This is a genomic window from Pseudoalteromonas sp. Isolate3 (assembly GCF_022398505.1).
GTDB lineage: Bacteria > Pseudomonadota > Gammaproteobacteria > Enterobacterales > Alteromonadaceae > Pseudoalteromonas > Pseudoalteromonas apostichopi.
The window spans coordinates 1-22,054 of the sequence record NZ_JAKEVN010000071.1 but is presented as its reverse complement, the minus strand read 5'-3'; the positions used below and the strand labels follow the sequence as shown (position 1 = coordinate 22,054).

Sequence of the window (22,054 nt, the reverse complement as noted above, 5' to 3'; positions counted from 1 at the left end):
TTTTTAAACTATTGTAGTGGTCACTTTTGGCTTTTTTACAGATGTTAGTAAGGCTGTTTTTGTATGCTGAGCGCTAAATAAATTACAAACATTGATAAATCGCTCCAGAATTGCCATGGCAGCATTATTGATTATTGTGCTAGCAATTAAAGTAGCGAGGGTGTCATTATGTAAACCAGCCTCCACTTAAAAGTTCATTTGTTTTTTGTCATATAAGCATGATTTTGGCAAAAGCAGCCCTATTATAGCCATGCTATTAATGTGTAGGGTGTTTCCTTACTCATCGTAACCGGGGCTTTTGCTATTTAATAAGCGTAACAAGGCAGGCCAAGCAATTGCTCCACCCAGTCCCTTAGTGGCAATTTCTGTTTGCCCTTTGATACCATCAATAATCGCGCTAGGTACTTGTACGAGTTGCTCGGTATTTTGTGAAGTACGAGTTTGTACAGCGCATGCAGCTTCAAAAACATACATAAACAAAAATGCATCAGCGACCGTTTTACCTACTGTTAATAGGCCATGATTACGTAGCATTAGAAAGTTATTCGTGCCTAGGTCATTCACTAAACGGTCTTGCTCAGCAGGGTTAAGAGCTATGCCTTCGTAGTCGTGATAACCCAAACCTGAGTGCACAACAACAGCTTGCTGAGAGATAGGCAATAAGCCGTCTTTGTTTGCAGACACCGCCGTGCCATTGAGTGAATGGGTGTGAATAACGCAATGGGCATCATCACGCGCCATATGAATACAGCTATGGATATTAAACCCCGCAGGATTAACAGGGTATTCACTGTCATGCAGCTTATTACATTGTTGATCTACCTTGATGAGACTTGATGCCGTAATTTCGTGAAACATCATGCCATATGGATTTATCAAAAATTCGTTGTCTGTGCCGGGAACACGCATTGAAATATGGGTAAAAATTAGATCATCCCAGCCATATAAAGCAACTAGGCGATACGCGGCAGCTAGCTCAACACGGGCTTTCCATTCTTGCTCTGATACTGTGTGTTTTATAGTCATGGTTTTTTCTAAAATGGTACTTTGCGAACAATAATGTCTTTAAACATTACCCAATCACCAATAAAGCTATAAAAAGGGTGCGTAAACGTTGCTGGACGATTTTTCTCAAAGAAGAAATGACCAACCCAAGCAAAGCCATAGCCCACCACCGGGCATAAAATTATCCAGCTATATTGCTGCTGATAAATAGCGGCAAACAAAATTGCCAAAACAAACCAACTGCCAATGAAATGTAAGCGCCGACAGACTTTATTTTTGTGTTCTTGTAAGTAATAAGGGTAAAACTCTTTAAAACTCGCGAACTCGCGTTTACTTGCTACAGTGCCCATATTGCTGTCTCCGTTGATAATAACATGTTAACAATAGGCTTTTATTATTTTGTTTACTTGATAATATAGGTCATTAAATTGTTTATTTGGGACGCGAATGAGAACCTTATCAAGTTGGTGGCTCCGCGCTATGGCTGAATCGTTTAAATGGCAGGGCTTACCAATCAATGAGTTGTTTGCAGGAGCAAATATTCCTTTAGCAGAATTAAGCAGTCAAACAGCCCGATACCCACAAGCCAGTGTTAGTTCGCTTTGGAAGCAGGCGCAAGCGATGTTACCAAACACTCATTTAGGTCTTTATGTTGGCAGTAACATGAATGTGCGCGCTATTCCGGTGGTTGGTATGGCTATTGTTCAAGCAACACAGTTACTGAGTGCTTTTCGGCTTATATTGCGTTATCAAAAATTAATGGGCGACACACATAATGTGTCACTCATCGATCATGGAAGTGAGTATGAACTTCGCTTTAACTTTAGTGATGGTGAGCGCGATATGTCGCTGCTAAGCTACGAAGCACCGATGGCGTTTTGTTTAAAAATAGCGCGTACTGTAAAGGGAAAAGAGTGGCACCCAACGCGAATTTGCCTAAAGCGTAAAGAGCCACACAGTGAAATTAATGAACACTTTAACTGCAAAGTTGAATACGGCTCGCATACCCATAGCCTATTTTTTAGTGAAGAAACCGATAGTAAACCTGTGTTATCAGGTCAGATGAAACTGGTGACGCAAACCAATGTAACTCAGGTGCTGAGAATTTTACTCGAGGAGCATTTAATTCAAGGGCAAACCAACAGTAAAGCAATGGCAAAAGCACTTAATATGAGTGAAAAAACGTTGCAACGCCGACTTGCAAAAGAAGGCACAAGTTTTAGTAAAGAACTAGCAAGTTTAAGGCAGCAAAAAAGTGTTTCATTATTAAACGAAACTGATCTGTCAGTAACAGAAATTGCCTTTTTATGTGGCTATTCAGAGATTAGTGCATTTCATCATGCCTTTAATCGCTGGTATGGTATGTCGCCAAAAGTGTACAAGCAAAAAATGGCAATAATAGCTGAATCATAGTTAGTGCTACTTTGATCTAGTTGATGCCTGTCAGGTATTACTTTAATTATTAAATCGGTACAAATTGGTGTTTGTTCCGATAATATTTGAGTTTGATAACTATTTACCAAAAAACAATAATAAAAGCTTAACTAGCAATTGCTTAACACGAATTTGTTAACTAAAATTTCAAATAGGACGCAAGGATGATCTGAAACTAACCCCCCCCATTAAGTATGAGGCTGCTGAATGCGAAACTTATCGCTGCGTACTATTTTTATTAGTTTTGTGTTAATTGCATTGTTTGTTGTCACTGTGGTTAGCGCTTTAATCAATACCAGCCAATTTTCTCGGCTTTATTACCAACAAACAGAAAAGCAATTATTGCCTGACGCTGTGGGTAAAGTGGCTGCGGAAGTTGATGCTCAAATGCGTTACCCCATCTCTGTGTCACAGTCGTTAGCCGAAAATCAAATTTTGCATACTTGGATGACCGAAGGCGAAAAAAGCTCGCCTATTCATCAACGTGTAATGGCGTATTTTGCAGACTTACAAAGAAAAAGCGGTGCCTCATCGGTGTTTTGGGTGAGTAAAAACTCAATGAGTTATTACACGCAAGAAGGCTTTTTTAAGTCTATCTCTAAAAATGAACCAAGAGACAGTTGGTTTTTTGACTTTATCAGTTCAGATAAACGCCAAGCGCTCGCATTAGATGTTAGTGAGCAGGGCGGACACCTCACTTTATACGTGAATACTTTAGTTGAAATAGCTGGGCAACGCCTAGGTGTTGCAGGGCTTGGTTATGATATTTCAGATATTTCTAGCATTGTCACGTCGCGTAAAATTGGCGAGCAAGGTTATTTATTTTTAATTGATGATAGCAAGCGAATTATTGCACACGCAAATGATGCTTATATTGGTAAACAAGTTACCAGTGTGGCTTCATTAAGCACATTACAAGATTTTCTGAGTAGTAAACACACTGGCTTTACACTATCGCAAGTCGAGCTCGCAGACGAAGATGTTTACGCTGGTGTTATGCCGATTGAAGGTACTGGCCTTACTCTTGTGGCGATTCAGCCACGCCAAGAGATATCAAGTGCAATTAATACTGTCGTTTGGATGTCGATTATTGTGAGTGTCGTGCTTGCGGGCATCTTCTTAGTGCTGACGCTTTATTTTGCGAATTGGCTCAGTAAGAAAATACGCAGTGTTGGTGACGAGCTACTTGGTATGGCGGGCCACGGTGGTGACTTAACAAAACGCTTAGATGACAGTGTAGATAATGAGTTAGGGCATCTTGCTAAGGGCTTTAATGCAATTATAGGTAAAGTAGCCGAGTTGGTAGATGAAATCAGTGTCACTGAGCAAGCAATGCGAGAGGGTATTGACGACCTTGCGAACTTTGCCAATAAAACGTTTGTTGCCACTGAAGATCAACGCGCGCAAACAGACCAAGTTGCCACTGCTATTACACAGATGGGACAAACAATTAATGAGGTGTCTGATATTGCTCATCGCACAGCAAGCGACACAGAAGAAGCGGTAAGAGAAACCGTACAAACCAATCAGAGTATGGCTGCCACAGCACAAACTATGAATGAACTAAATGATATTTTGAGTACGGTTGATCAAAGTATCGGTGAATTTGCAAATCAAGCTGCAGAGATCAACTCGGTTGTTGAAGTGATCAATGCGATTTCTGAGCAAACTAATTTATTGGCACTCAATGCTGCAATTGAAGCCGCTCGTGCTGGCGAGCAAGGCCGTGGTTTTGCGGTGGTAGCAGATGAAGTGCGCTCACTTGCGCAGCGCACGCAAACATCAACTTCTGAAATTAGAGAGCAAATTTCGCGCTTACAAAGCTCGTCATTGCAATCACAAGAAGCGATTGCCGAAGGTACGCAAAGTAGCCAAAAAGTCACTGAACTTACGCATGTTGCGGTGTCTGCACTTCAGTCTATACAGCAGAAGTTTGAAATTATCAGTCAAGGTAATCATCAGGTTGCTGCAGCCACAGAAGAGCAAGGTACGGTTGTTGAACATATTAATCAGTCAGCACATGATATTTCAGACAGTGCCATGCAAATCCATAATAATGCAGAACAGCAACAACGCGGTACGCAAAGTTTATTGTCCCGTGCCCAGCACCTTAAAGACTTAGTAAGTCAGTTTAAAGTTTAATTGACTGCTCTTTAAATCAGCCTCGATTAAAAGACGTTAACAACATGTGTTGTTAACGTCTTACTGTTTTTTAGCTTACAAGTGAGTTTTTAGTTTACTTGTTAACTGCTAATTCCTTTCTTTTTACTAACAAATTGCGCAAAAAACTTTCATAGAGAGACTATTAACTAAGTTTTTAGTGCGTTTAAGAGCGCTGCGTATTACAATTGAGACTTTATATCATTACCGCATTTCCAGCTAATAGGTATTTCACTTCTTCATGACAGATATTACAACACACCAAGCATCTAGACGCCGCTTGTTGATTGCTTTAGCTATAACGTGTTCGTTTATGGTTATACAGATTATTGGCGCCTATTATTCAAATTCGCTTGCTGTACTTGCTGATGCTGGGCATTTGTTTGTTCATAACAGTTCTTTATTTATTGCACTTATCGCTTCAAGCATGGCGATTTATTTTGCGAAAAACTTTAACGATGGCTACCAGCGGGCTGAACTTACCGGCGGTTTGATCAATGGTATTTTATATTTAAGTATTAGCTTAATTATTTTGTATGAGGGTGGTGAACGTTACCTTCATCATAACGATGGTCACGATTTACAAATTAATAGTTATTTGATGTCGGTAATTTCTGCTATCGGCTTTCTTTTTCATGGTGCTGCTGCATGGGTTTTATATAAGGGACGTAAAGCTAGTATCAATGTATATGCCGTCTTTTTGCACTCATTTTTTGATTTAATTTCAACTGTTTCAACCTTCTTTGCTGGTATTTTAATTTATCTTACTGGGTGGGCTGAAGTCGATATTATATCGAGTATGTTGATTGCGACCTTTGTGTTGTTTACAGGGGCTAAAGTAATTATTCGTTGCATTCAAGGTTTACTTGAAAACAGAAGTAAATTACCAGATGTGGCTGATATTGAGCAAAGCATAGCCTCTATTGAGCACGTTCAGAATGTACACAATGTAACTGTAATGCGCCAAGATAAAGACATCGTTGTTGGGGCTCATGTCGTGCTAAAACAGCATTGTACCGTTGAAAAGCACGATGAAGCGTGTCGCTTAAAAGTAGAAAAGCTATTACTTTCACGCTTTAAAATCAAAAAAAGTGTGCTGCAAATAGAAAGCCATGAGTGCCATTATGTTAATTAAAGTGGCAAAAAGTTTAATTTTCTTTTAATTTAAAGGTATCACTATGAAGTTAGGATACCTTTTTTGCTTCAAAATAAGTCTTCATATTTTAACTTTTTAGCTGCACTACTGCTTGGTTGTATTGCTGGAGTTGTTAATTTACTGCCAATTTGGTTTCTAGATAGCTCAGAATTTATTCTTGGCCAGTTTTTTGTGATCTTAAGCTTACTGCTGCTTGGCTGGCGGTTTGCAATAATCACTTTCATTTTAAGTACAGGGTTTATTTTTTACCGTTGGGGGCATGCGTGGCCTTCCATTGTATTTGCCTTAGAACTGATATGTTTGCAGTTGTTTTGCTTATCAAAATCGCGCCCAGTTTTTTTAAGAGGCATGCTGTTTTGGTTTGTGATTGGTCTGCCGCTACTTTGGAGCTTTGGGCATTTCTTTTTAGGTTTACCAATCCTAACTATTGCCATTGCGCTTGCTAAATACTGTTTAAATGCGGCTATCTACTTATCTGTTATTGATTTATTGAGCTTCTTTTTTAGCCGTTATTCATGGCACAAACACTATTCGTCTTTATACAAAATTCTTAACTATGTTGTGACCTTATTGGTAGTGTTGGTGGTTATTTTAACCTCAATAGTACTAACCAATAACCATTATTCACGTATTGAGTACGAGATAAATGAGCAGTTAAAAGAGAAAGCGAAGGAAATTGCACGGATGATTGATGCTCACCTCGATCATCATAAAAAAGGCTTGGTATTAACGGCTCGAAGTATTGCCAATGGTGTTCCTCGGCAGATTGCGCTTGAAAATATGGCTAACTTGTATCCTGACTTTCGAACGCAGATCATTGCTGATGCACTGGCCAATGTTACTCATTTTTACCCACAATCGTTAGCGATTAGTTTGCAGCAATCAAACATACGCCCCAATGTGGCTGATCGTGACTATTTTATAAATGCACCGAATAATAAACTTGGTTATATCTCAACAATTTTTAAAGGCCGTGGCTTTGGCTCTTTACCGATTGTTGCAGTATCAGCTCCGATTTATATTGAAGACACCTTTACAGGGGTTGTTGAAGGCTCACTGATGTTTGATTATTTTGCAGGCCTCAGACCAAGCCTATTTAGTCACCAGGGGGAGCTATTGATTTTAGATCCCACCAATAAAGTAGTATTTAGCACCCTGGATGATTTTAAAGAGTTACAACAATTAACTGACGATGAGATAGACTCGTTTGCTGATGAAGCGCGTTTTAAAATGTTTGATGCGGAAGATGAGCAACAGTATTACGCTAGGGAAGCTCGCTCTACTGAACATAATTGGATTGTGATGACCATGCTTAATCGCAAACACGCAAACAATGTTGCTGTGAGTGCATGGGGTCAGTCTTTAGTAATGGTTTTGTTCATTATTTTATTAACTAGTGTATTTATCACTCAGTTAAGTCGCTGGTTAATTGCTCCAATTGAAAAGTTGGCTGAACAAATCGATAAATTTGAACCTGAACGTGCAATCACTGATACCGACTTACCAGAAACCTGGCTCGAGGTAAGTCGTTTGCAGTCTCAGTTTTCGAGTTTAGCAAACAAGCTTGTGCTTAATTTTAATCGCTTACATCAAGCGAACCATGAAAACGAATTATTAAATAATAAATTGACAGATTTTAATTCTCAGCTCGAGCAGCAGGTTAATGATAAAACAAACGAATTAGTCGAAGCTGTGCGTTTAGCGAATCAGGCTAACCGCACTAAATCTCAGTTTTTAGCAAATATGAGTCACGAAATTCGTACCCCACTAAATGGTATTTTGGGGATGACTCAACTATTGTTAGAAAATCCTAATCTGCCAGAAAGTGAGCGCGATGAGCTGGCAATGATACACCAAAGTGCAAATAACTTACTGTTGATTTTAAACGATATTTTAGATTTCTCTAAAATTGAAGCTGGTGCACTTAAACTTGAAAATCGCGCTGTTGAGGTTAAATCGTTACTTGCTCAGTTAGCTAAAATCTTTAGCACTACCAGCGTTAAGCCAGGGGTTCAATTTAACCTTAGTATTGCGGATGATATCCCTGATTATATCCGTTTAGATCCACTCAGATTTAGCCAAGTCGTCAACAATATCTTGAGTAACGCTGGCAAATTTACTGAGTTAGGTGAAATAAACATGCACTGCCAAATGGCAGATAATGCACTAGAAATAAAAATTCGCGATACAGGTATAGGTATTTCAGCGGATCAGCAAGTAAAATTATTTACTGAATTTACCCAAGCCGATATATCCACCACCCGTAAATATGGAGGTACTGGGTTAGGACTAACCATTAGTAAGCGCATTATTGAGCTTATGGATGGAGAACTCTCTTTAGTGAGTCATGAAGGTGAGGGAAGTGAATTCACTATTGTCGTGCCTGTGACTGAAAGTGGTGCAGAGGAAAAGGCAGAGCAAAGTATAGACAAGCCAATTCTAAGTGGCATTAACGTATTAATTGTTGAAGATAACCCTGTAAATCAAATTGTGCTGGAAAAGATGATGCAGGACACCCTGTGTACTATTAAAAAGGCCAATGATGGTTTAGAGGCGCTTAAAGAGCTTAAAAGCTTTACAGCAGACATTATTTTGATGGACTGCCAAATGCCGCACATGGATGGCTATCAATGTACACACGAAATCAAACAAAACCCTGCGCTTTATGGCGAAGCAATCATTATCGCTATTACGGCGAACGCCTTTGAAGATGATCAGAAACGTTGCCTTATGGCGGGCATGGATGACTTTATCTCTAAACCAATTAACAAAGATGAGCTATACCGATGCCTAAATAAATGGCTTAAAGCGCGTTTAGTCGATCAATAACTGCCTGAATCGTGCTTTCTGCTATTAGGTCATCGGCCAACATGGGTTTGGCAAAATAATAACCTTGTAAATCTTCGCAGCCCATTTCGGTTAAGAAGCTGATTTGCTCACTGGTCTCAACCCCTTCAGCTATACAATATAAACCTAAATTTGATGACAGCGCATGAATGGTTTTAATAATTGATTCATTACTCTTATCTTGGCCGATATTGCGCACAAAGCTTTGATCAATTTTGATCACATCAATCGGGAATTGGCTAAGGTATGTCAGTGACGAGTAACCTGTACCAAAGTCATCAAGTAAAAGTTTGAAACCAGCATTTTTAAGTTTTTGCAGTTGCTTTGAGGCTTTCTCTTTATCTTCTAAAAGCGTGTTTTCTGTAATTTCAAGGCGCAGCTGAACAGGTTTAACCATATGATTATTTAAAATCAGTAGTAAGCGTTCAGTTAAGTTCGATTTTAAAATGTGCGTTGGCGACAGGTTTAATGACAAATAAAACTGTGGATTAGCACGAAGCATTGGTAGCAGCTCTGTTAGTGCTCTATCAAGTGCTTGCTCAGTCAGCGCATCAATTAAGCCAATCTCCTCGGCAATAGGGATAAACTCTGCTGGTGATACAAAACCTTGTTCGTTCTTCCAGCGCATTAAAAGCTCTACGCCGTTTATTTTTTTAGTTTTGGCATTAACGATAGGTTGATAATTATTAAATAACTCATCATCTTTAAAGGCATCTTTTAAGGCATTTTCAAGTAATAGCTTTTTGGTTAGCTGGTTATTCATTTGCTCCGTGAAATATTTAAAATTGTTCCGGCCAGATTGCTTTGCGTGCATCATGGCTATATCAGAATTTTTAATTAAATCATCTGCAGTTTTTGCATCAAATGGGTAAAGAGCCACACCAACACTTGCAGAAATATTAATTGAAAAATCGTCGATAATGACTTTGCTTGCTAGCTCGTCAGTTAACTTTTTAACCAGCTCACTGAGAGTTTGTGGCGAATGTAAGTCTTTAATAAGGACTAAGAATTCATCACCACTTTGGCGGCCTATAACCGCGTTTTCGGGTAAGATCAGGCTTACTCTTTGTGTTATATCACACAGTAATTGGTCGCCTACAGCATGACCGAATGAGTCATTAACCGGTTTGAATTTATCTAAATCTATAAACAGCAATGCTGCGAGTTTATTGTGCTTTTTAGCATTACTTATGCATTGACTAATTTTTGAATGCATCAGAGTTCGATTTGGCAGCCCTGTGAGTGGGTCATAATTCGCTAAATAGCGTAAATCGTCTTCAGCGCGTTTTTGCTCTGTTAAGTCAGAAATAACAATCACATAATAGCTAATTGTGTGGTTTTCTTTGGCCACGGCAGTAACACTTATATGAACGGGATGTGCTGGGCTTTTTAGAGTGCGAATAACAGCTTCTGTTTTCCAGTTCTGTTTTGGTTTAAGTGTTTTTAATACATTGATATATTCAATATATTTGCTTCGACCAATTGCAGCAATAAAGTCGCTGCTAGTTAGCTCTGCAATATTGTTTGGCGTAGCGAATGCTTCACCAAAGCTGGCATTAGCAGAAAATGGTTTAAGTTGATTGTCTAAAATTAATAACCAGTCATTTATTTGTCCGAACGCTTCTCCGAGCACACTCGCCTGCTGTGCATTAGCGCGCTGTTCAGTAATATTGGTATAGATACCGGTAATTTTTAGAGGACGATTAGTTTCATCAGTTGCAACAATGCGGCCAATATCTTCGTACCAAAGCCAACCCCCATTTTTATGTTTTAACCGGTAAGTAATGTTCCATTGTTCATTATTAGTTTGTTTACAAAAGATTTGCCACTGGTTAGTAACATAATTGTGATCATGTGGGTGAACTAAGTTTATAAATTCTTTAAGGTTTATACCATCTTTGTACTCATCATAACCAAGTTCAGCAGAAAAACGTGTCGTTCTTAAAAATTGTTCTGCAAGGTTTATTTCCCAAACGCCACTTTTGGTGCTACTCAAGGCAAGTTCAGTTTGCTGCTGTGATTTTACTACTTCTGCGTGAGCGCGTCCTATCATTTGTTGACGAGCACGATATTGCCAAAAGATGAAAAATAAAATAACTAAGACGATAATAACATAGCTTGTAACGGCAATAGGAGATGACCAAGGTGCATGTGCAACATTAAACCTTAGTTGTCTAGTTGAAGATATTGCATCGTTTAATTCTGTTGACGATGTTACCGATAAAACATAATCACCTGGTGGCAATTTAGTAAAGAAAACTTCGTTGGTCGTTAGCTTGTTGTATTCAAGTGACGTTGGTCCATCAAGGGTCACTTTATACGATGTTTTATCTTTATTAATAGTATCAAAATTAGAAAAGGTAACAGCCAAGCCCATATCTTCAGAAGTGATCTGAAGAGGCGTGTTTATATATTTGTAGGGGTGGTAGTTGAGCTCACGCGATAGTAACGACACATTGGTGATTTCGGTATTTATATTGCCAGCCTCAACAGGGGATGATAAAAAGTCCTCCGGTGAAAGTAAAAGTACGCCACGTGTTGTGCCAAATGCAAGTTGTCCATTATGTAATGTAGTGTCGGAATCAATGTTAAATTCATTTACGGTTAAACCATCACGAATAAAATAACTGTCAAGTTCTAAAGAGCTTAAATCAAGTCGGTAAAGGCCATTTTGTGTACCCAGCCATAAAAATCCAAAGCGATCGATTTGCAATCCAAAAACAGATTTAGCTTTCAACCCTGATTGCATATTAATGCGATGTTTAACCTCATAAGTTTTAGCATCAATGCCGATAAGCCCTTCATCTGATGAACCAAGCCAAAGAGTGTTATTATAATCTATCACCCAGTCATCAATAGTATAGAACGCTAATGGGTTATAGTTTTCTGTTTGGTATATAAGTGTCAACTTTTCAGTCTGCTCATTGTAGCGATACAACTTGCCCGACATACTGAGTACATACTCGTCGGGGTAATCGGGAAGTGGCTTTAAAAAACCATGAGCATTAACTATGTCGACTTGTTCTTTTAATCCTTTAATTGTGACAAGTTCACCTGTTTTTCCGTTATATTTATAAAAGTTTTGTTCATCCAAAAATGCAAATTGATCATTGCCCATTGCACTAAAGCCCCAGTTAGGGCCGTATTCTATAAGGTGTATGGTTTCTGCATTGCCTTTTAAGGGCGCTAATTTGCCAGTTTGTTTATCAAAAAGTACAAGGCCAATATATTTCATTAGCCATAAATAGCGGTCACTATCGTCAATATTTGCTTCAGCAATACCATAAATACCGTGTTGGCCGTGAAATGCTTTCTCATCGTTGCTCACTAAGAATGGTGTAATCTTTTTAGTTGGCTGGTTGTACTTCATTAGGCCATTATCAGTGCCAATCCAAATCGTATTTTTTTGATCTTGTAATACCGTCCAGATATTATTATTGAAGCTAACTTGGTTGTTTTTTAATTCAATATGCTTGAAACGCCTTGCCAGTGTTGACCATGTAAATACCCCTTGAGAGCGCGATGCAAGCCAAAGCAGCCCAGTTTTATCAACCATCACATCTTGGATTGTATTGTCAGTCATTAAGTACTTACTCTGTTCAAAGTTTAAGATGAACTCAATAGACATAGTTTCGCGATTAAATTCGAACAAGCCTTTTTCAGTGACGATATACTCACCGAACGAGCTAACAGAATAGTCCCAAATATTTAAGTTAGGGATTAATAGTTTTACCTTATCAAACGTCAAACGATTGGCCTTTAGTGGGATATTGAACATTCCCTCTACTGTGCCTACAAGTAAGCCGAGCTCAGTATCGACCTTTAAAAATTTAACGTTTTTATTATCTTCTGTGGTATGTGTTTTATCTGTCAGTGGAATATGCGAGATATGTTCATCAGCAAGATTTTTTGAAAAAAGCCCATCCGAAGTGCCTATATATAAAAAGTTGTCGTGTAAGGTGAGAGCTCGCACGATATGCTCTTCCTTATTGATTGAAAATTCATGCAAAAACTTTTTAGATAGTTTGTTGTATGAATAAACATGCTGAGCAATTGCGAAGTAAAAAAAGTTGTCATCTTCAGTAACAGCTAAAATGGGCGAGAAGAAAACATCTTCTGGATCGAGTTTGCCAGAGTAAATTTTTTCAACTTTCAGGGTTTTAGGATCAATAAAAAAAGCACCTGAGAATTCGGTACTGACAAAAATGTTTCCGTCTTCAGTTTTGTGCATTGCGGTAATTTGCCGCTGATCAAGAATGAACTCTCCAGCAAAAGGCGATACCTGATAACCATCGTATCGATTTAACCCTTGGTAGGTGCCTATCCAAATGAAGCCTAAATCATCTTGTATAATTTTAGTTACACTGCCTTGTGTAAGGCCTTCATCAGTCGAAATTCGCTGCATTTGCAAAGCGTAATTTTGCGCAAACACAGTTGAAGTTAGCGTGAAGAAAAGCAGACTGAGAATCAAAAGAAAAAGTTTAGGCACTGACTGATTAACCCTAAATTATTATTTACGCATAATTTTTAACAAAATATAGCACAATTATGACCGTAAATAACGGTTCTGAAAAGTTAAATTAGTAATAAGGTCTACTTGGTATTGAAATTAAAACCTATGCTATAACTAGTTCAATTGTTATTTATCAGAGAAAGTGATGCGCCATTCATTTATAAGTCAAAAAAATCATGCTTTGTTATTGATTATTGACCTACAAGCAGGGCTTGAGCCGGTTATAAACGATTTTAATCAAGCTGTTAATTACACAGAAAAGTTGATTAAAGCAGCTAAGGCATTAGATATTCCCTATTTATTTACCGAACAAAATCCAACCAAGTTAGGTAAAAGTAGTGAACAGCTTTTACCCTTTATAAATGACAACAATTGCTATCACAAAATACATTTTAGCGCATGCCAAGAAGCGCAATTTAACAATCAATTGGCTGGCTTTAACCGTAAACAAGTGGTGATAACGGGTACGGAGTCACATGTTTGTGTACTGCAAACTTGTTTAGACTTAATTGCCAATGGTTATCAAGTGTTTGTAGTGGAAGATGCCATCGCATCACGTAATGAAAAACATAAAGAGCTGGCGATTAAGCAACTATTGGCAGCAGGTGCTATTATTACATGTACAGAAAGTGTGATATTTCAATGGCTAGAAAAAGCAGGGACAGATCAATTTAGAGCACTATTGCAATTAATAAAGTGAACCATGATTCGCATCAAACCGTATTGGCTCGATTAATTGTGTTTTTGTAAATTATCTAATAATTAAGGCTTTATCTATGACGAGCGTGCGCCGCCTTTTTACTTATTTGTTCCTTCTCTTATTTATTGAGTCTTTGGTTTTAGGCTTCATCTATTCGACTTTGATAACGGGTGTGGTAACCGGTTTATTACTGCTGTCTTTACCGCTTTGGATGCTCCATAAATACCCAACGAGCAAATTAACAGCCCATGTTGTTGCTGCCGGTTGCATGATGTTTTCGTTTTTACACATCCAACAAAGCTACGGCCTCATTGAAGTTCACTTTGAAATTTTTATTTTAATGGCCGTATTGATCATGTTTGTTGAATGGCGAGTGTTCATTACAGCACTTACTTTTGTGGCCGTTCACCATTTGAGCTTTTACTTTTTACAGATAAACGAAGTTGGTTTATACGTTTTTGACCCAGACAGATTGTATTTTAGCACCGTACTTATTCATGCCGTATATGCCATTGTTGAAGCAATTGTAGCGGGTTACATTGCTAAAACCCTCCATCTTGAACGCAGTTCAGGCTTATCGTTAAGTACAACAACAGAGCAGATAATGGCCGACGAAAACAGCATTAATATTAGTTTAAGAGCGGATGATAGACATAGTGAAGCTGTGGCGGGTTTTAACCGCTTACTGGGTTTTGTATCCACTGTGATAGGTGATGTTCAAAGTCAAAGTAGTGTTTTAAAAAATCAGTCTAAACAATTACTTGAAGTACATGACGAATTACATGAGCAAGCTGTTAAGCGTGAGCAGTTATCGACGGATATAGCGCAGTCGGGTGAACGAGTTTCTGAAGGCTTTGCTCATGTTGAACATGAAAGTAATGAGCTGCAAACACAGTTTGAGCAGCTCCATTTAAGTGCAACAGAAGCACTAAATGAAGTAGCGAATACAGACAGTAAAACAGCTGAACTTGCCAATAACCTTCAAGAAGCAGACCAAAACATTAGCCAACTTGTAAGTGCATGTTCGCATATCTCTGAATTACTTAATGAGATTTCGTCAATTGCTGAGCAAACGAATTTACTTGCGCTAAACGCCGCAATTGAAGCTGCTCGAGCTGGTGAGCAAGGCCGTGGCTTTGCGGTTGTTGCTGATGAAGTAAGAAATTTGGCAACACGAAGTAAAAATACTACAGATAAAATAACCAATACACTCGAAAGCTTGATGCAAAATAGCGCATCATCAACCAAGTCGATGCAAGGTAGTGTCGCACTTATCGAACAGTTATCAGCAATTAGCTCACAGATGAAGCTGCAAATTACAGAGATGACAGAGCAGGTTAATGTTGCCGCAAGTAGTTCACAATCGGTTGCACATGTAGTGCAAAATCAAGCGGGGAATACACGTGCCATTGCCGAGAATTCACAAGCCTTAATTGCTAACCAAGCCAACGACAACCTGATGATTGAAAAACTCACCGATCGCGTCCAGTTAATTGATGTAAGTATCGATGTGCTGGAGCAAGGTATTGCTAAATTCAAATAGTAAATGGGTAATAGTGGCAACCCTGGTTTGGGTTGCCTCTGTGGCATTGGCCTTGGTGTTTGCTTACTCTCAACAAGCTAGCACCTTTGATCCAGATAAAAAGCTAGCCACAGCCAACTGGCTACCTGCTTTTCAACAAAGAATGGGGCTTGGCATCACCAATACAGATACCTTGTACATTATTGATGAAAATACCTGTGTATGCTCAACGCGTTCACAACCGCACATAACAAGCCTTAGCAGCTATGCAGCAGAGCAAGGTGTTAAAGTAATAAAACTTAAACCAACATCTGCGGTTGCTGAAATTTTACCCGCTCAACCTGCCGCAGTACTTGTTTCAGAAAATCAACAGCTTGTATATGCAGGGCCATTATCAAAAGGACTCGCGTGTTCAAGTCAGAATGGCTTTGTTGAGTTAGTAATCGCAAACTTACGAGCAGGTTTTAATAGTCGGTTTATTAATTCAGATGCTGAGGGGTGTTATTGTAAAATTAATTGAGCTAGAAAGGTAAGTTAAAGAGGCCAAGTATTTTGGCCTCTGACTCTATAAAATTATTGAATTTGGCCGCGTATCTCACCGTTTGGGTTGGCAGGCGTATGGACATTTACATAATGACCGCCTGAAGCTAATACTGAGAAAATCTCAGCATTTATCATTAAGCCAGTGCTACTCATCCAGCGATTCATATCATCACTGTCTTGAACAAGAGGAGCTAACACAGGGCCATTTTCACCTGCTACGCCGGTATGAATATGGGCTGCACTTGCATCGCTTACACCCGATGTAAGTACTTGCAGCTCAACGCTATAATCGTTTGTATTAACAAGTGCATAACCATCGCCAGATGCATCCGTTGTAACCGCGGGTACTTCTTGTTCACCACTTAGCGGGAAGGTTACAAACACATAGTTATCAGTAAGGATTTGACCGCGTAGTTCACCACTTGGGTTAGCAGGAGTATGCACATTTACGTAGTGGCCACCTGATGCAAGTACTGCAAAAATATCTGCATTAATCATGGTGTTTTCAGGTGTTTGCCATAGATTCATGTTATCGCTTGATTGTTCTAACGCGGCAAGTACGTCGCCATTGGTGCCTATACGACCTGTATGAATGTGCGCTGCAGTTGCATCACTCACACCCTCGGTCAAAGCTCTTAATTCTAGATGGTAATTATCCATATTAACTAATGCATAACCATTTCCTGATGCCATGGTATCGACCGCAGGTACTTCTTGCATACCACTAAGTGGGAAAGTTACAAGCTGATAGTTGTCTGTTAGTATCTGACCTCTAATTTCGCCACCCGTGTTAGCAGGTGTATGCACGTTAACGTAATGACCACCTGATGCAAGTACCTCAAAGATCTCAGCGTTGATCATGGTATTTGCTGGTGTCATCCACATGCCTGCGTTAGTTGTTGACTGCTCAAGTGCAACGAGCACATCGCCATTTGTGCCAATTCGACCAGTGTGAATGTGCGCTCCTGTCGCGTCATCAACACCCATTGTGTTTACCACAAGTTCTAAAGCATAGTTATCCATGTTAATTAATGCATAACCTTCACCGCTTGCATCAGTTTCGACAGCAGGGACTTCTTGCTCGCCGCTTAGTTTAAAGCTCGTAAAGCCATAGTTACTAGTTAGGATTTGCCCGCGAAGCTCGCCGCCAGCATTATCAGGTGTATGAACATTGACATAGTGACCGCCAGAAGCAAGCACTGCAAAAATATCAGCATTGATTTGTGTATTACTTGGTGTCATCCAGACATTGCTATCATCCATTGATTGTTCAAGCGCCACTAATACATCGCCATTAGTCCCGATACGACCTGTGTGAATATGCGCAGCGCTCGCATCGTCCAAGCCTGACGTTACAACAGTAAGCTCTACGCTGTAGTCAGTAGTATCAACTAGGGCATAACCATCACCATCAGCCATGGTGCTCACCATGGGTACTTCTTGATTACCACTCAAGTCAAAGGTCGCAACTGCGTAGTTGTCTGTTAAGATTTGGCCGCGAATTACGCCACCGGCAAATTCAGGCGTATGAACATTAACATAGTGACCGCCGTCTAAAAGTACTGCCAGAGTGTCGCTGTCTATCATGGTGCCTTCTGGCACTACCCAGTCGGTCATTACTTCATCGTCTTGCTCTAAAGTCACGAATACATCACCATTTGAGCCTAATTTGCCGGTGTGGATGTGAGCAGCTGTTGCGTCATCAACACCCATTGTCACTGCGCGAAGTCGTAATTCTGTTGTGGCACTGTCATAAGATGCGTAGCCATAACCCATAGCATCACTGTCATTCATAGGAACTTGCTGATCGCCGTTTAAAACAAACGTGATGATGCTGGTTGTATCTGGCACAATTTGCGCACGAAGCTCACCGTTTGCATACTGTTCAGTATGAAGGTTAATGTACCAATCACCATCCATTAAATCAGCGATTAAACTTTCATCAAGGTCGGTGATTGCGACTTCATACACACCATCGGTAGTGGCTTCAAATGCAAAAGCAACATCGCCATTAGCGCCTAAATCGCCGTCGTGTATGTGTGCTGCGCTAAAACCTTCGACTGAGCTTGCATCAAGCGTTGCACGAAATTGCATTAAACTTTCGTCAAGCTCTACTGTTGCAGTCGCTGTTTGCATTGAATCATTCATTGGCACTTCTTGTTTGCCACTTAAAGTTACAGCATAGGTTTTACTTGGAGTGAATTCTTGAACTGGAGGAGGTGGCGGTGGTGTGATGACTTCTTTGTTATCATCGTCATCGCTACAAGCAGTTACCAGGAGTAGGCTGCTTAATAAGAGTATGTATTTCATCGTTCTTCCTTATATCTTTGTATGTTCGGACGTTACGACGTGTCCATTTCAATAAGGCTTACGGAAGATGTTTAAAATGCGATCAAAAAAGGTTGCATAAAAGTTAATTTTTAATTCTTTAGTATTGGTTTTTGGTGAAATTAAGAATTTAAACTTTTTAGCAATTATTTGAAAATGAATATTTCTAGCAGTTTGAATTAGAGATGTTTGGCTTATTAATGGGTACGAATTATGCATTAGATTTCTTTTCGAAAATTTCTTTGTTAAACGCCAATAAATAAACGATAGGAAAACTATGCAGCTAACTTCGTACACATCCTCATTCCTAAAAGAGCCATTATTAGATCAGCAAAATAAAAATGAGCTAAACCCAGCAAGTGAAAAAGCAACAAACCTTCAAGGCTCTAAACAACAAGAAGCAGGCGTTGATTCTGATCCACAATCAGAAGCTCAATCAAAGACATCACAAACACAACAAGAGCTAGTAGTAAAAATAAAGGAATTACAAAATAAGATTAATAGTTTAAAAAGCAACAAAGACCTAGCTCCAGAACAACGAGAAAGTGAGTTACTAGAGCTTAATAAACAACTTGATGAAGAAATAAATACAGTCCAGCTTGCCGTAAAAAGTAATGTTTCTACGATGATAAACTCTTTGTTTGCTCCTACTTCTAGTAATCACTCTGGTATGCTGTTTAACAATAAAGCGTAAGTTTAAGGCAAAGCGCTTGTTCGCAGTTACTTTGCCAATTGCATATTTATAAGTCCGCTAAATTACATATTTTATAAGTGAGTAGATGAAAATACACATAAAAGTAAATAGGAAGAACCATTTTATGTGAACTGTTATTGGTGACCCACGTTTGGCTGTTCTTATCATAGTGACTGGGTAATCATACTCAACAAGTGTCTTGAAGAGTTCAGGATGTTCTAAGCTCCAGTCATTTAAAGGTATTGAATCACCATAGCGAGTTTTAAAAATAACAGAAAATAGATAGGCACGCCTTGGTTGTGGGTCGTTAATATCGTAGCCGCTTTTGGTGCGTGTAAAATTCCATACGGCCTCAACATTTAGTAAATCTTCTCTTTTAATTGTTCGTGGTTTTCTGTCATCGAATAAAAGTGCGGGCAGGTAAACCTGTTCTTGGTTTATTTTAATTTCGCACAACGGGGATTCATGAATGAAGTAACGCTTATTGGCAATAAACATCTGAATTAAAAAGTAACTGAGATAAGTAATGATCACAGCGGCAATTGCACCTGAACCGGATTGTGTTTTCCAAACAAGGAGGCATGCAATGATGAATATAGCACCAGTGATTAACTTTGCTTTGAATTTCTGCGCTTTAGGTAAAGGGACTGCGCATCTCAAGATAGGTATTTCAGGTTGCACTTTCGTTTTTATGAAAGTCTGAAAAAAGATGGAGTTAAAGTTCTCACGAGTTAATTCAACTGTAGGCGCTTCCATGTGTCCTCGGTTACAGATTAAGTGTTGGATAAAAATAGTAAAAGCATTGCTTTATTACCAACTAAAGGGTTCGTTTTGTTGTTTTATTAAAAATGACTTATTTATCAAAACTAATTACATGAAATCTAGCATGCATTTCAATCTAAAGAATAGCTTATAGCTAGAGCGAAACAATACCTAAAAAGTTAAACATTTTTTCTTTACTCGCCTTGATCTAACTGCCCAAATCATAAGGGAAAATTTTTAGCTGTGTGCCATTTTGGAAATTTCGGTATAAAAGTTATGCAAATATTGCCTATAACACTATTGCGAACTATTACTGTTTAGATTAATATACTGACCATCAAGAGAAATGAGAGTGGTTTGCATTCATGTATATCTGTTTATGTCATGGTGTGACTGATAAAAAAATCGAACAAACAATTGATGATGGCGCAATGACAATGCGTGAGTTATCAAAAGAACTGCAAGTGGGTAGCCAGTGCGGCAAGTGTTGTGGTTGTTGTAAAAAAATTCTTAATCGCAAACTGATCGAGATTGCAGATATTACTGAGCAAGTAGCGTAATTACTTGCTCTTAAGCTTGCTTGCTTAACTATTTTTCCTTCGTTTAATTCTTCTAATTTATCCGCTTACTTACGAGTTTTTATTTGCTTTTAACCCCTTCATTTATTAGGGTTATAACAAAGCAGATACGTGTATCACACGGTCATTGGTAGGAAGCCATGATAATAGACTCTTCAAAATCACTTTTTTGTGTAGTACTTATTTTAATCACTGCGGGCTGTGCGCAGCTACCTTCACGAGAGTCCATTCAACCTAGCTATGCCATTGCAGCAGATACACCCAGCACCATAGGAGATGCAGTGGGTAATAATCATCCTGGGTTATCAGGGTTTTATCCTTTAGCAGATGGGGTCGATGCCTTTGTAGCTAGGTTAGCACTCATTGATTCTGCCGAGCACACCATTGATGTGCAGTACTATTTATACCACAGGCAGCAAACTACCATTTTATTTACGGCCTTTTTGTTAAAAGCCGCAGATAGAGGGGTAAGAATTCGCTTGCTGCTCGATGACTTGTCACAAGCTGACAGTGAGCTTGATTTAGCTGCACTGGCTGTTCACCCTAATATTGAAGTTCGATTATTTAATCCATTTCCTAACCGTCGTTTTAGAGCGCTTGGTTTTGTTACCAACTTTAGCCAGCTTTCTAGACGCATGCATAACAAGAGTTTTATTGTTGATAATCGAATTTTTATCACCGGTGGGCGCAACATAGGTAATGCGTATTTCTCGGCTGAAGATCACTCTGAATTTATTGATTTAGATGTTATGAGTGTTGGCGAGATAGTGCCTGAGGCATCAAAGGCATTTGATTTATATTGGAATCATCAGCTGTCTTTCCCTGTTGAAGACTTGCACGGTGAGCGTGATGAGCAATCACTTATTGATATCACTAAAACCTTATCGACCTATGTTGAGCAAAATCAGCAGAGTAATTACGTTGAGCAATTACGCGAAAGCGCCTTTGTAAAACGCTTATTGCACGATGAAATAGAATTCGATTGGCAAAAGTCTGTGTTGTTTTATGATCATCCCGATAAGGTGATGAACGACGTCAGTGAAAAATCGGCCAATATGTCGCCAATGTTATTTAAAGAAATGGGCGAGCCAAAACAAAAAGCAATTATTGTGTCGCCGTATTTTATTCCCCGTGAGCAGGGCGTTAAATTGCTAACAAACTGGGCTCAGCAGGGCGTTGATGTCACTGTACTCACTAATTCTTTAGCTGCTACCGATGTATCTGCGGTGCATGCTGGTTACAAAAAGTACCGAGAAGATCTTATAAAGGGTGGGGTTAAGCTGTGGGAGTTAAAACCCAGTGACTTAATGGCCATTAAGCGCAAAGCGGGACGTAAAGTAACCGGGTCATCACAGGCAAGTTTGCACGCAAAAACCATGACCTTTGATGATGAAAAGATTTTTGTCGGTACCATGAACCTCGACCCTCGCTCAATTGATTTAAATACCGAGATGGGTGTATTAATCGAAAGCAAAAAGCTTAGCCGCTTTTTGGCCCATTGGGTTGATAATCAAATGCCCGAATATGCTTGGAAAGTCGAGCTTAAAGAGGATGATTTAGTTTGGCTCGACACAGTGAGTAATGAGCAGTTTGATGAAGAACCACAAACTTCTTCTTGGCGACGTTTTCAAGTATGGTTTATTTCGTTATTCCCCATCGAAGATGAGCTTTAAGCCATTCCTTCAGTATTTATACCTAAGCCCAACTTTTTAGTTGGGCTTTTTGTTATCAGCCTTTAGTTGTTAACCATTTCGGGATAAAAAAAGGTATTTGAGCGTACACGTGTAAACCCAATATATTCAAGTGCTTAGC

General features: G+C 39.2%; 15 protein-coding genes. 10 read left to right on the top strand and 5 right to left on the bottom strand.

Annotation, left to right across the window (positions count from 1 at the left end):
• Positions 1-276: 276 nt before the first annotated feature.
• Positions 277-1,026 carry a class II aldolase/adducin family protein gene (locus tag L1D46_RS13815; RefSeq protein ID WP_130052751.1) on the bottom strand — a complete coding sequence of 250 codons (750 nt, stop codon included), beginning with the start codon at positions 1,024-1,026 and terminating at the stop codon, positions 277-279.
• An 8-nt stretch (positions 1,027-1,034) separates the two neighbouring features.
• Positions 1,035-1,355: a DUF962 domain-containing protein gene (locus L1D46_RS13810; RefSeq protein ID WP_130052750.1), complete on the bottom strand. Its 321-nt coding sequence runs from the start codon at positions 1,353-1,355 to the stop codon at positions 1,035-1,037.
• A gap of 97 nt (positions 1,356-1,452) precedes the next feature.
• Between L1D46_RS13810 and L1D46_RS13805 the strand changes: the two genes are divergently transcribed.
• From L1D46_RS13805 to L1D46_RS13790, 4 genes are all read left to right on the top strand, one after another.
• Positions 1,453-2,418, top strand: coding sequence for an AraC family transcriptional regulator (locus tag L1D46_RS13805; RefSeq protein WP_130052749.1), 966 nt, complete (start codon positions 1,453-1,455; stop codon positions 2,416-2,418).
• A 228-nt stretch (positions 2,419-2,646) separates the two neighbouring features.
• On the top strand, positions 2,647-4,581 hold the full coding sequence (locus L1D46_RS13800; protein WP_130052748.1) for a methyl-accepting chemotaxis protein: 1,935 nt from the start codon (positions 2,647-2,649) through the stop codon (positions 4,579-4,581).
• A 259-nt stretch (positions 4,582-4,840) separates the two neighbouring features.
• Positions 4,841-5,734 (top strand): cation diffusion facilitator family transporter, encoded by an 894-nt coding sequence (locus L1D46_RS13795; protein WP_130052747.1) that lies wholly within the window; start codon positions 4,841-4,843, stop codon positions 5,732-5,734.
• A 63-nt stretch (positions 5,735-5,797) separates the two neighbouring features.
• Complete coding sequence (locus L1D46_RS13790) at positions 5,798-8,584, top strand: response regulator (protein WP_239977694.1); 2,787 nt, start codon at positions 5,798-5,800, stop codon at positions 8,582-8,584.
• Here L1D46_RS13790 and L1D46_RS13785 read toward each other — a convergent pair.
• On the bottom strand, positions 8,559-13,007 hold the full coding sequence (locus tag L1D46_RS13785; RefSeq protein ID WP_130052745.1) for an EAL domain-containing protein: 4,449 nt from the start codon (positions 13,005-13,007) through the stop codon (positions 8,559-8,561). The two genes, L1D46_RS13790 and L1D46_RS13785, sit on opposite strands and share 26 nt — an antisense overlap.
• 253 nt (positions 13,008-13,260) lie before the next feature.
• Between L1D46_RS13785 and L1D46_RS13780 the strand changes: the two genes are divergently transcribed.
• From L1D46_RS13780 to L1D46_RS13770, 3 genes are all read left to right on the top strand, one after another.
• The gene (locus L1D46_RS13780) at positions 13,261-13,815 is read left to right on the top strand and encodes an isochorismatase family protein (protein ID WP_239977693.1); all 555 of its coding nucleotides are present in this window, start codon (positions 13,261-13,263) and stop codon (positions 13,813-13,815) included.
• Positions 13,816-13,891: 76 nt separating this feature from the next.
• Positions 13,892-15,358, top strand: a complete 1,467-nt coding sequence (locus L1D46_RS13775; RefSeq protein WP_130052743.1) for a methyl-accepting chemotaxis protein — start codon at positions 13,892-13,894, stop codon at positions 15,356-15,358.
• Between the two features lie 13 nt (positions 15,359-15,371).
• Positions 15,372-15,857 carry a DUF6436 domain-containing protein gene (locus tag L1D46_RS13770; RefSeq protein WP_130052742.1) on the top strand — a complete coding sequence of 162 codons (486 nt, stop codon included), beginning with the start codon at positions 15,372-15,374 and terminating at the stop codon, positions 15,855-15,857.
• 53 nt (positions 15,858-15,910) lie between these two features.
• Here the strand turns inward: L1D46_RS13770 and L1D46_RS13765 are convergent, their stop codons facing one another.
• Positions 15,911-18,190: a CHRD domain-containing protein gene (locus L1D46_RS13765; RefSeq protein ID WP_130052741.1), complete on the bottom strand. Its 2,280-nt coding sequence runs from the start codon at positions 18,188-18,190 to the stop codon at positions 15,911-15,913.
• 295 nt (positions 18,191-18,485) lie between these two features.
• Between L1D46_RS13765 and L1D46_RS13760 the strand changes: the two genes are divergently transcribed.
• Positions 18,486-18,902: a hypothetical protein gene (locus L1D46_RS13760; protein ID WP_130052740.1), complete on the top strand. Its 417-nt coding sequence runs from the start codon at positions 18,486-18,488 to the stop codon at positions 18,900-18,902.
• 57 nt (positions 18,903-18,959) lie between these two features.
• Here L1D46_RS13760 and L1D46_RS13755 read toward each other — a convergent pair whose 3' ends face one another.
• Positions 18,960-19,658: a hypothetical protein gene (locus tag L1D46_RS13755; RefSeq protein ID WP_130052739.1), complete on the bottom strand. Its 699-nt coding sequence runs from the start codon at positions 19,656-19,658 to the stop codon at positions 18,960-18,962.
• A gap of 371 nt (positions 19,659-20,029) precedes the next feature.
• Between L1D46_RS13755 and L1D46_RS13750 the strand changes: the two genes are divergently transcribed.
• Both L1D46_RS13750 and L1D46_RS13745 read left to right on the top strand, forming a co-directional pair.
• A complete protein-coding gene (locus L1D46_RS13750; RefSeq protein ID WP_105181791.1) occupies positions 20,030-20,224 on the top strand; it encodes a (2Fe-2S)-binding protein in 195 nt (64 codons plus the stop codon).
• Positions 20,225-20,382: 158 nt separating this feature from the next.
• Positions 20,383-21,915, top strand: a complete 1,533-nt coding sequence (locus tag L1D46_RS13745; protein ID WP_130052738.1) for a phospholipase D family protein — start codon at positions 20,383-20,385, stop codon at positions 21,913-21,915.
• The last annotated feature ends 139 nt before the right edge of the window (positions 21,916-22,054 follow it).